Here is a 12,898-nt window from a genome sequence, read left to right as displayed (position 1 = left end):
AAACTTTCATTTTATATAATACACATAGTTACAAAGAAGGTGATAATATGAAAAAAGTTATTTTAGGTATGAGTGGCGGAGTTGATTCATCAGTTGCTGCACTACTTCTTAAAGAACAGGGTTATGAAGTTATAGGTCTATTTATGAAAAACTGGAATGAATTAGACCCTGATGGTGTATGTACTGCAACGGATGATGCAGATGATGCAAGAAGAGTTGCTCATCAGCTTGGCATCCCATTTTATACTATAAATTTTGAAAAAGAATATTGGAATACCGTATTCACTTACTTTTTAAGTGAATACAAGAGAGGTAGAACACCCAATCCGGATGTCATGTGTAATCAAGAGATAAAATTTAACGCATTTCTAAACTATGCAATGACTATTGAAGGCGATTATATAGCCATGGGACACTACGCTAGAGTCAATCAAAAAGAAGGCTTACTCCTTCGTGGTAGTGATACTTCTAAAGATCAGTCCTATTTTTTATCCAGGATAACTTCAGAAGCGTTGAATAAAACCATATTCCCCATCGGAGATTTACTAAAGACCGAAGTTCGTAAAATAGCAGGAGAAAATGATTTGGTTACAGCTAAAAAGAAAGACTCTACTGGGATTTGTTTTATAGGTGAGCGTAATTTTAACGAGTTTTTAGACAAGTATTTATTCACTAAGCCGGGTGATATTATAGATGTTGATTCGATGGAAAAAGTCGGAGATCATTCCGGAATTATTCACTACACCAATGGACAGAGAAAAGGACTTGGCATAGGTGGTATCGGCTCAGGTGAGCCTTGGTTTGTCGTAGGTAAGAACTTGGAAAAAAACGAAGTTTATGTTGCTCAATCAGAACAACACCCGGCTAACTATTCTGTAGCTTTATATGCAGACAATATACATTGGATATCAGGACAAAAACCTGTTAGTAAAAATCTTACTGCAAAATTCAGATACAGACAGCCCGATGTAGAAATCAGTATGAACTTATTATCTGATGATAGAGCACTCTTAGAATTTGAACCCTTCAAAGGAATAACTCCCGGACAGGTTGCAGTTATATATGATGGAGAAGTCTGTTTAGGAAGTATGTTAATTGACGAACCGGTTCCACTCGATTCGAAATATGCTTTTACAAATACTATATCAAAATAAAAAAGCCTCAATTTGAGGCTTTCAGACTGTTGACAAAGCATAGCTAGAAAAAATTTCTAGCTATGCTTTTTTTGTTCTAAAAATGCCATATTATGTGTAGTTTAAACCGTTTTGGGTGTATATAACACTAAGAGAGAGGTGTTAATATGCTATTTAAAAATTCTAAAAACAAAGTTGATCAAGTTCAAATGATTTCAATAGATCAAATGGTTCCCGAAGATCATATACTTAGAAAAATAGATAAATACATTAAATTTGATTTCATATATGAATTAGTTGAAGATTTGTACTGTCTTGATAACGGACGACCTAGTATAGATCCCGTTGTTTTGCTTAAGATTACCTTAATCCAATACCTTTTCAACATAAAAAGCATGAGACAAACAATTAAAGATATTGAAGTAAATCTTGCTTACAGATGGTTTTTAGGTTTTGATTTTTACGATAAAATACCTCATTTCACAACTTTTAGTCTAAACTACAGAAGAAGATTTAAAGATACAAACATATTTGAAGATATTTTTCAAAACATACTACTACAAGCCATTGAAGAAGGCTTAGTTGATACAAATATCCAATTTGTTGACTCAACACATGTTAAAGCACATGCCAATAGGTATAAGGTTGTTAAAGTAAAAGTGAAAAAAGAGATAAGATACTATCAAAAAAAGTTAGAAAAAGAAATAAACGAAGATAGAAAAAAACATGATAAAAAGCCATTTGATCCTAAAGATAAAGATGAAGAACTAAAAGAAGTAACAAAAAGCACAACAGATCCTGAAGCAGGACTATTCCATAAAGGTGAACATAAAGAAGTATTTGCATATAGCGTACAGACATCATGTGATAAAAATGGATGGATATTAGGTTTTAAATCATATCCTGGAAACTTACACGATGGAACAACATTTAAAGATTTCTTTGATGAAAAGTTAAAACGATTGAACCCTAAAAAACTAGTTATGGATGCAGGCTATAAATTCCCGGCAATAGCGAAAGCACTGTTAGATGGTGGCGTATTTCCAGTATTTCCATACACCAGGCAAAAAACAAAAGCAAAACTAGAAAACCCATTCTATAAAAGAGATTTTGTGTATGACGAATACTACAACTGTTACCTTTGTCCAGCAAATGAAGTATTAGAATACTCAACCACAAATAGAGAAGGATATAGGCAGTACAAGAGCAACCCAAAGATCTGTGTAAACTGTGGGTACCTAGGAAGGTGTACAAGTAGTAAAAAACACCAAAAGATAATAACTAGACATATCTGGCAAGATTATCTTGATATCTCAGAAGAATACCGGTATACATATAAAGGGAAAGCAGAGTATAAAAAGAGAAAAGAAACAATAGAAAGGCAATTTGGGAGTGCAAAGGAATATCATGGATTTAGATATACCAATATGGTAGGTATAAAGAAAATGGATATGAAAGCAGCACTTACTTTTGCGACCCTAAATATGAAAAAGTTAGCAATAATCTTAAGTAAAAGAGATAAAAAGCCACCCAAAAATAATGGTGTTTTAAGAAAAATATTGAACTTTGCTAATAGATTTGTCAAGATAGAGCAAACCCTGATTTTTAATCAGGGTTTGTCTTCAGTCTGAAAGCCTCAATTTGAGGCTTTTTGTTTTATTCACCGGTTCTGATTTTAGTGATTACTTGATTGAGTGGTAGTGTAGCGGACATAGGAGCTCTAAATAATTTTACAGTGTTTTTATCAAACAAAATTTTGCGCTTTTCTATCACAAACATCGATAAATCAGGATCCATAGGCACCAAGACATTGTTTTCTGTTTCCTTGTACATCAATAATGCACTGTCTCCATCCTTGAATTCTCTACTTCCCATTATAGTATCCGTATTTAGTGACAATGTATGTGTGTCCTCTTCACTCGCATCTCCTACGATAACTTTAGTAATTTTAACTTCATAGTTATGGTTTTTATCTTCAATTCCATTATCCGATATAAATTCTATTATAACTATGTTTTCCGCATAAGTAACCATATCGTTAAAATCTTTGTACTTCCCTACTTTTTCAGGTAATCGATTAGGATCCACGACTTTATCAGATTTACTTACCTCCTTCGCATCCTCGGAATCAGTTTCACTATCTAAGTCATCTAAAATATCTACAGCTTTTTCTTCTTTTTCCACTTTATCACTTGATTCGGAACTCGTTTCAGTATCTTTAGTTGAACTATCATTGCATCCGACTAGTGCAAAGCAGAGTAAAATCACAAACAATAGTTTTTTCATGTACTTTACCTCCCGGTGTACAATAATTCGAGTTTCAGATTTATTTATTCTTTAAATCTATCTTATCAATCGTTTCAATTGCATAACCTTTAGCTTTTATTTCATCGATAAGTTTTGGCATTATTTCAATATTTGTGTTTGAAACCGTATGAAGTAATAAAATAGAACCATCGTGTATTTGTTTAAGTATGCTATCAAGAGCAAATGCATGACCAGGCTGATTATGTATATCCCAATCATGATAACCAAAACTCCAAAATACAGGTACATATCCCAATTCATCTAGGATTGCTAGGTATTTTTCAGAATAATCGCCATAAGGCGGTCTCATGTATTTACTCATTTTCATTCCGGTTAGTTGCTCATATTTAACTTCTAGAAGATTGTACTCATCGATTACTGATTCCACTGAGACATTGGCTAAAACTGAACCTTTGTCATGTCTCATGGAGTGATTGCCGACCAAATGTCCTTCTTTGGCCATTCTTTTAACTACCTCAGGACTTTGATTTAAATAAGCATCGGTCAGGAAGAAAGTGAATTTTACGCCTTTTTCTTTTGCAATATCTAAGAGCTTGGCAGTATTATTATTGTACTCATAACCTTCATCAAAGGTAAGATATACTGTCTTTTTACCGGTTTCAGGCGCCTGCCAAAGTGCATTATGCTTATCTACAACAACTCTTCTATAATCTTCAATAGTTGCCTTGGTTCCGTTATAGTAGGATGTAGGATGTTTAAACCACCATTCGGTACCATTTGAGTTAAAACCTCCGAAATAAGCATAATCTATATCAAATCGTCCACTTGAGTTTCTTTTTATCTTATTGTTTTTTGGAACTCTTTCAGGTTTGTTTTCAAGTAGTAGATTACTACTTAACATATTTTCTCCACCAATTAAGATGAGATTATTGTATTTCTTGTCTTCAATATATTTCTTTGTCTTTTTATCTATTTTATCCTGAGCACTTAACAGTATCGGATATTTATTTGCAACTGCAAATGATGAAGCTGTAAAAGCATCTACTAAATTCGTAGAATTAACTATAATTGCAGTATCAGTTTGAATACCTTCAGCTAACTGCATGGCTGTTTCGTATCTGTTAGAACCACTTATCCTTTTTGAAGCATTTAGTTTTGAGTATAGATTACTATCAATTTGAAGTTCCCCACCTATAACTATCTTGTTGAGTTTCAGGTCAATAGCAAATTTAGATGGAGAGTATTTATTTATCATTATAAGTGGGATATTATCCCCTCTGACTACACTTGATGCAAGAGCATCTATTTCATTTGTAGTTATCATACAATCGAAAATTTCGGTATGCTTAACCAACTCTTCAAAAATCAGTTCAGATGTATTGTATCTGTCTACACCACCGATTCTGGATACTTCATAACCCATTGAGCTTATGCTGTTTTCAATTGATGAAGAAATCGTACTCGTACCGCCCAGTATTATTACCTTACTGACACTAAGTCTTTCCATTTCTTGGATGGTAACTTTGGGTAATTCATTTTTATCAGTTAAAAGTATAGGTGCTTTTAGCTGAGCTGCTAAACTCGATGCTGCCAATGCATCCACATAATTGTAACCATTGGCCAAAAATACATATTCTGACTTTTCAAAAGTCTTTTTACTTATATTTGCTGCCGTTTCAAATCTATTGCTGCCTGAGACTCTTGTTATTGGGATTTCCTTATCTGCAAATGCAACAGTATTTAATAAGAATGAAAACAGTAGAAATAAAACAATCAGTTTTCTTTTCATAGTACTAACCACCACCACTTTTAATATCATATCATATTATTATTAATACGGCTGAATTTAATAATTCTTTATAATTAAGATATTAATAGATAATGCTTTATTTATCAACAGCAGGAGCCGCTTTTTCTATCGGCTGCCAAATAAAATATATAATAATCGAAGTCATAACTAATTCGACTAGCATATATGATGCATTATACTGAATTGAATACAGCCAGGGATTCATTACTCCCGCATATTTTTTAAAAAAGATAGCTCCCGATATGACATGTGATACTGTTCTTAAGAACATCCCAAGTGCACAGCCGGAAACAACCCATTGTACTCTTTGTTTATTGTTTTTAAGTGAGTATCTAACAATTCCTGCCAGTCCCAAAACACCAAAAGCTATAGGATAATCTAAGAGCATTTGTATCGGTGAGACCATATATGGTTCAAAAATAAATTGTAAAATACCATATAAAGTTCCGACTAAAACTCCCTTAGGAACTCCCCATCTCATTGCAAACAACATTATAGGCATCATGGAAGCTGCTGTTACAGAACCGCCTTGCGGCATTTTGTATAGTCTTACCATGCTCAATACCGATGCCAGCGCAATCATAATACCTCCTTCAACTATCATTCTAAGCCTTGTTTTTTTATTCATTATTCCTCCTAATAATAAAACCCCATTCAAAAAGAATGGGGTCTAATAGTTATAAGCACTTCCCTACGCCGGCATTATCCGGATCAGGTAAAGGGTTACATAAGTTCTCAGCCGTAAGGCACCCCTAGTGGAATCATTGTATCATTAACTTTTTTTATTTACAAGTTTATAATCTTGTAGCTTTTCCGTGAGAAGTCCAATAAATATACCTTTCTCTAACCTTTAGTCCCGTTGCCTTCTCCAAGGCTTCTTGGTAGAGACCCAGCTGAGTTTCGTATTTTGACAACGAAATCGTACTATCCGACTTATAATCAAATAAGACTATTTCGCCATCTTCGATGAAATAACAATCTATTTGACCATCTAAAAAGATATCCTCAAATCTCATCGTGAAAGCAGTTTCTCTTTTTAAAGTATTCGAGTTCATTATGGTTCTTTTCCCAAGTTTTGAACTGAAAAACTTAACAAATATATTAGGATCTACCAGCTTAGCTTCATTCTCAGTTAACAGTTCAATATAAAACATCCTTTGAATTTCATCTTTTACGGATTCTATTGTATGAGCTTTAATCGATATATTCTGAAATATGAAATGTATTAGAGTCCCCAACTGAGATCTCGAAACGAGTTCTTCAGACATAAGCAGTTTGGGAACCTTATTCATTATCTCATAACGTTCGGGTATAAAATAATTTGGAAAATCAGTAGTATCGTCGGTTTTACTTATGTTTTTCGCCGTTATTTCAGAAACCGTCTTTTTGAAAGGTGTATTTATCATTCTCTCATTTGGATATTTGAACAAGAAAACTTTACTTAACTCCTCATACTCTTCTCTTTTCAGTTCACTTATCGGAAGATTATCGATTGTAATTTCTTCTTTTATCTGAAGAGTATCTAATCTACCAAATCGGTTTAATTCAAGTTTGTACTTATTCTTGTTCTCATCCCCTACAAAATAATCAGTTTCCTCTTCTATATCGGAAAACGCAATTATTTCGTCTTGATGTACAGCATCCCTAAAGGCAATCGATGAAACCCAGTCCAACATGGATTTGGACCTCTTGATATTGACATTTAATGGTGTTGTAATACTTTTATTTATATACTTCTCAAGATCTTTAACTTTTCCAACCATGTACAATCTTTCTTCAGCTCTCGTACTTGCCACATATAAAAGTCTCATCTCTTCAGATTTCATCTCATCATACATTTTTCTTTGAATGAGTTTTCTATGGGTTGAGGAATAAATTGATCCGAGTTCCAGATTTGCAACCTTTGTCCCTATACCCATTTCTTTGTCTACTATAAATGGATCTTTAAGTTCCTGCAGAGTCAATTGTCTTTCCATATCTCCTATAAATACTACGGGAAACTCCAAACCTTTGCTTTTATGAATAGACATGATTCTAACTACATTATCAGCACCGGATAAAAGCTGAGTAGGTTCAAGAGATTCTGAAGGAGATTTTAAAAGTCTGTCCACATGATTTAAAAAGCCGGATAGTTCAGAGTGCGAAAAATCTTCAAACTCTTCAATTCTAAGTATAAAAGCCATTAAATTCTGAATCTTTTGATCCCCCAAGAACATAGCTTCCAGATAAGAAATATATCCTGTATCAGATGCTAAATAGTAAGCGAAATCGGAAAGTTTGTATTTACTGAGTTCTACTCTATACCTTTTCAGTTTTTCGAAAAAAGTATGCAGTTTTGAAGATATGTCATCGTCTATATCAACAGCATAATTCTCGACACATTCAGTAAATTCTACATTAGAATCCATCATTCTTATAGTTGCAATTTCATCCTCATCTAGACCACCCATTGGACTTAGGAGGCATGATATCAACGCCATATCATCTCTGTAATTGTTTATTATTCTAAGCATATCTATAAAAATACTTACTTCCGGATCATTTAAACTAACATTTATAAAATCTGAAAAATATGGAATTGAGTTATTACGTAGTATATCCTCATACTTTTCGATTCTATTTCTTACAGTTCTAAGCAGTATGACTATATCTTTATATTCGTACCCACAATCATTAACTAAATGTTTAATCTCTTTGGCTACATATTCTGCATTCGGATTTATATCATTGGGATTTTCATCCTTGGAATCTTCATTTATAACCACAGACACAAATCCGTTTTCTATCAAATCTTCACGACCGGGAACCAAAGCCTGACCTTCAGCCTTATAATCAACTTCTCCAAGATCATCAGTCATAAGAGCGCTAAAGAGAAAATTAAGGTATTTTAAAATCACCGGACTGGATCTGAAATTTTGAGATAAATCTATAGATCTGCCATCTGCAGTCTCTGATTTATACCTTCTATATCTCGCATTAAAAAGTCCCGGATCTGACAATCTAAATCTATATATGGACTGCTTGATATCGCCTACGAAAAATAGATTGTTATCACGTTTTAGCTGCTCTATAATATGCTCCTGTAGAGGATTAATATCCTGATATTCATCAAAGAAAATATACTCTATAGCAGAAACTATACTACTCCTGATTTCTTCATTTTCCAATAACTGAACGCTTAAGTGCTCCACATCAGAAAAGCTAAGACTTGATTTCTCCGATTTAAGCACTTCGAGTTTAGTGTGGTAGTTTATAATTATTCTATTTATTACCGTCAAATATTTTTGTGATAATTTAACTTCTTCGTCAATTCTGTCAAAGTTCTTTGAACCGAAATCATCTTTGAGTTCTGTCAAAAGCTTCTTTGCTTCATCTCTTAATTGTTTAGCCTTGTTTTTTAATTCTTCGTTTTGAGCCTTCTTCGAACTTAGTCTAGTAAAAACAATATTTTTCAGACTATTAATCAGATTATCGTATTCACCTGTTCCATTGAAGCTTAAAAGTCTTTCTATAAGCCCTAAATCATCCTCTAGTGCATTTAAATAATTAATAGGCCCCTCGGGGTGTTCAGCGATACGAATTGCTTCGTGGATTATTTCATTAGCTGTTTTTAGATTCTCTCCAATATATTTAATTACCGTTTCAATAATCTCGTCAGTATTTAAATTGCTTACATTTTCATTTAACCACTCTATAGGATTTATTTCAGATTGTATCTTTAGGTAGAGCGACTCAATAATTTCTGAAATCCTCTCTCCTTTTCTCCCTCCGTATGCTTCAACAAATGTCTTGAAATCTTCATTTCCTTGCAAGTATTCAAGCTCAAGTGCATCAGCCAGTGCTCTGTCTTTCAATACTACTTCCGATGCAGTATTGATTATTTTAAAATTAGGATCTATTCCCAGGTATTGAAAGTTTTTCCTTAATAAATCTATGCAAAAAGAATGCATAGTCGATATATTCGCATAACTTAATCTTCTTAATTGTCTTCGTAAAAAAGGTGTATTTTCTTTTTGATCTTCAAGGAGCTTTTCAATTTCTTCCCTAATCTTTTCCTTCATCTGATTTGCAGCTGCATTGGTAAAAGTAACTATCAACATTTTGTCAATATCTACTTTTTCTTCAAGCATTATGCTGATAATCCTCTTTACCAAAACCAGAGTTTTACCTGATCCCGCTGCTGCAGAGATTAATAGATTTTCTCCCCTGGAATAAATCGATTCGTGCTGCTGTTTTGTAAATTTAATCTCACTCATCATCGATCACCTTGTATTCGTCCCATTTTCTATTTGCAATATGTCTGTATTTTTTTAGTTTTCTCAGTGAGAATTTACAGAATTTGTCATAGTCGCAATTAGCACATTCACTGATATTGTTTTGGATATATGGAAATGCTCTAATATCCCCTGCTATCATCTTCTTAACTTGTTCTATGGTATTGTTGACAACATCATCTAAAAGTTCATGTAGCATTGGTCCTTCTATAACATTATCCTTTTCCATAAATTTTGATTTATTACCCCTAAATCTGATTACCGAAGACTTAGTATCTATATCCTTATCTATGGACCTTATAATCTCTTCATCTCTAATAACGACACCATCCATCATTAACTCTTGAAGTACTTGTTTTAGAATCTCATCCTCGTCGTCAATTTCTGTGTTAATAAGCTCTTCTCTTATCGGTAGATAGAAAAATCCTGCAGGTGATTTAGGATTCACGCTTGAAGTGTCATTTAGGGCAGCTTTCAAATATATTGGCAGCTGGACATCAATTCCTGCTAGTGCTAAGCTTAAATTAAATGTCTGCTTTCCGGTTTTATAATCTAAAACCATGAGATGCTCTGTGCCGTCCACTTCCAAGCTGTCGATTCTGTCAATAATCCCTTCCAGAATAACCCTTTTGTCACCTATGTCGATTATCAAGCCTGGGATTTCTCTTGATTTACCAAATACCACCTCATCGACCTTTGGAGTAAATGAACTCAATGACAATTGTCTGGTTACATTGTAGGCACCCATTGAGATACTCTTTTTTGCAAAACTTAAGATGATTTTATTTTTAGGATCTTCTTTTCTTTGATTATCTATTAAGGTCCTAATATCATCCGCCATATAGCTTTCCACTATATCATTAAAATCCTCTTTTTCTAATACATTATATTTAGCCGGATTAATTTTGTAATCTCTAATATATTTTGACATAACGCCATGTGCTAGATTTCCTATTTCAAAATAATCTATATCAAAATCTAATTCTTCTTTAGGTTTTATAGAGTATCTTATAAAGTGTTTATAAGGACATCTTGAAAATGTCTGAACTCTGGAGATAGACATGGATTTTACTCTTTCAAATAGCTTTTCTGAAGTGTTTGTAGTCAGTCTCTCCAGTTCACTGCTTTGAAGACCCAATCTCATTCCATTTAATTTATTATAATGCAAGTTGTTTTGATTCAAATAATTATAAAGCCCTAAATATTTATAATGGTCGCCCTTAACCTCTTTTTGCTGATTATTGATATCTTTTAAATCTGCAATTAATCTTTTTACCATATATCCTTCTGAATATTTAATCCTATCCATAAAATCATAGCTCGTTATTCTAGTTATATTTGGCAAAATCTTTAGTATCTGCTTGTAATAGATAGAAGGAGACATGACCTCGTTTGCTGAGTTCATCGTAGATCTTGTCATGTATAAAACTCTACCAGCTCGTAGAATATTCAAATAAAGACTCAGCATTTCCTCATGTCTATACTCAATTTCCTTTATTGGCAAATCAATGTCGTATTCCAAGAGCTTTAATTTATCTTCATCTGAAATAATTCCCGCACTGGAAATTCGTCTAGGAATATAGGTATCGTTTAATCCAACTATAAATACTGTTTTCGAATCATTTGCTCTGGTTCTTAATATGCTTCCTACCAATACGACATCTTGTGATGGAGGTACAATCCCTATTTTTTGTTCTTCCAATCCGTCTTTTAGGAGCTGAGTAAACTGATCCGAGTTAACAGACAAGTCTCCCGATATTTCAGAAAGTTGATCTATAGCAAAAATAAACATATCCCATACTTGTGTGTTTTGAGAATGTAGTTCTTGAACTTCTTCCTGCGATTCAATAAAATCATTAATTGCTCTTCCTATTGTATCGCTATTTAAGAACCTAAATAGATTTTTAATATGCTCATTTATTGTTTTAACCTCTTTATGTCCTAAGTAATAATCATCGATTAAATCTATAAACATCTCTCTGATTTTAATAGTTGACTCGTAAAGTCTAATTACTTCCCCTTTAGAGTTAGGGCTTAAATTTTCAAAATACTCCTTGTCTACCTCAAAGTATTTGTCTTCGAAATACATATTTCCACGTATTTTTCTTGACTTAATAAACTTTTCAAATAATTCCACATCAGTTCTATAATCTTTTATAAAACAAAATTTTACAATATGCATTACATCATCTTGGTTAAGTTTGTTCCCCACCAAGCTGAGTATCGAGATGAGAAGTTTGGCTATTGGATTATTAGACAATTTTTTCTTTCTATCCAAGAAAACGGGTATGTTTTCCTCAAAAAACACCCTTGAAATTAATCTATCGTATTCACTCTCATCAGTTGTAATAATGCTGAAATCCGAAAAACAATCACCATTTTCAATCACGCCTTTTTTTATGGTTTCAGCCAAAAACCTGACTTCATCTTCAGTAGATGCTGCATCGTATAAAAAAATGCTTTTTGGAACATGTTTAAATGTCACAGGTTTATATGAAAATAGATTATTGGCCAGAAGGCTGAATTCATCATCGTGCTCAAGATTAAGATTAATAACTTCTGTACAATTCTCACAAGTCTTATACAGTTTATTGTAGAGCTTATATGTCGTGATAAAGATTTCCCCATCGTCTACTGAATCAATTTGCCCATTTTTAGGTATCCTCGGATCCAGTATTAATGAAAATGTAATGTCTACTCCAAGCTTTACAAGCTTATCTATAATACTTAATTCTTTCGCATTAAGATCGTGGAAGTAAGTGAAATAAAACTTATAATCGCTTAATTCTCTAGCGTCTTCAAGTTTTTCGCTCAATATCTCAAGTCTGTCATTATTATCTATATAATGGTCTTTCAGTCTTTCATTATAAGCCTCGTATACGATGATGAGATCTTCCAGCTTTTTTACCAAATTAGCGTCTATATTACCTGCTTTAATCTTCTCTTTTAAATCATCAGGTTTGATATTATTTTCTTTAAGTTCATTAATCGTCTGAATTAACTCACCGACAAAACCTCTCGACTTGATATTCTTAGAATACAATTTCAAATCTGAACTATGCTCAATGAGTATGCTCTTAATTAGCATTGATTTTCCTGAATCTGAAATTATGTCTCTTTTAATCCCGCCGTATTTTTCAAGGATTTCGTTCGAAAAACTTGTAAAGCTCTTAATCTTGACATCGATAATAGAATCAACGCCTAGTGCATTCATCAGATTGATATCTGAAAGCAAGGTGTATTGGTCAGGAACAAATAGATATGATACTATCCCATTTTCTAAGTTTTTCTTTATGTCATTATAAATATATCGTATATTTTCTTCTTGGTTTCTTGTCAATAGAAGCTTTAACATTTCTTACTCCTTCTTTTTTTCCTAAGTATTAGGTTGCCACTAAATAAAAAGACCGGAA

At 33.1% G+C, this 12,898-nt stretch carries 7 protein-coding genes and 1 riboswitch; of the genes, 2 read left to right on the top strand and 5 right to left on the bottom strand.

The genetic code is table 11. From position 1 onward, the window contains the following. The first annotated feature begins 47 nt into the window (after nucleotides 1–47). Nucleotides 48–1,154 (top strand): tRNA 2-thiouridine(34) synthase MnmA, encoded by a 1,107-nt coding sequence (mnmA, locus tag VZL98_05240; GenBank protein ID WVH64336.1) that lies wholly within the window; start codon nucleotides 48–50, stop codon nucleotides 1,152–1,154. Between the two features lie 146 nt (nucleotides 1,155–1,300). Then, complete coding sequence (locus VZL98_05235) at nucleotides 1,301–2,764, top strand: IS1182 family transposase (GenBank protein ID WVH64335.1); 1,464 nt, start codon at nucleotides 1,301–1,303, stop codon at nucleotides 2,762–2,764. A 25-nt stretch (nucleotides 2,765–2,789) separates the two neighbouring features. On the opposite strand, the gene VZL98_05230 is transcribed toward VZL98_05235, so the two are convergent. From VZL98_05230 to VZL98_05210, 5 genes are all read right to left on the bottom strand, one after another. Further along, entirely contained in the window at nucleotides 2,790–3,419 is a 630-nt protein-coding gene (locus VZL98_05230; protein WVH64334.1) for a hypothetical protein, read from the bottom strand. A 40-nt stretch (nucleotides 3,420–3,459) separates the two neighbouring features. Then, entirely contained in the window at nucleotides 3,460–5,190 is a 1,731-nt protein-coding gene (locus VZL98_05225; GenBank protein ID WVH64333.1) for a cell wall-binding repeat-containing protein, read from the bottom strand. 97 nt (nucleotides 5,191–5,287) lie between these two features. Next, complete coding sequence (gene thiT, locus VZL98_05220) at nucleotides 5,288–5,839, bottom strand: energy-coupled thiamine transporter ThiT (protein ID WVH64332.1); 552 nt, start codon at nucleotides 5,837–5,839, stop codon at nucleotides 5,288–5,290. A 43-nt stretch (nucleotides 5,840–5,882) separates the two neighbouring features. Further along, a riboswitch (TPP riboswitch) is annotated at nucleotides 5,883–5,975 on the bottom strand. Between the two features lie 30 nt (nucleotides 5,976–6,005). Next, nucleotides 6,006–9,467, bottom strand: a complete 3,462-nt coding sequence (addA, locus tag VZL98_05215) for a helicase-exonuclease AddAB subunit AddA (GenBank protein ID WVH64331.1) — start codon at nucleotides 9,465–9,467, stop codon at nucleotides 6,006–6,008. Beyond that, nucleotides 9,460–12,840: a PD-(D/E)XK nuclease family protein gene (locus VZL98_05210; GenBank protein WVH64330.1), complete on the bottom strand. Its 3,381-nt coding sequence runs from the start codon at nucleotides 12,838–12,840 to the stop codon at nucleotides 9,460–9,462. The genes addA and VZL98_05210 overlap by 8 nt, the downstream gene beginning before the upstream one ends. Nucleotides 12,841–12,898: the final 58 nt, after the last annotated feature.

It is taken from the genome of Peptoniphilaceae bacterium AMB_02 (assembly GCA_036321625.1).
In the GTDB taxonomy this organism is placed as follows: Bacteria; Bacillota; Clostridia; order Tissierellales; family Peptoniphilaceae; genus Microaceticoccus; species Microaceticoccus formicicus.
The sequence above is the reverse complement of the archived record's forward strand: the minus strand, read 5'-3'. Positions and strand labels throughout refer to the sequence as shown.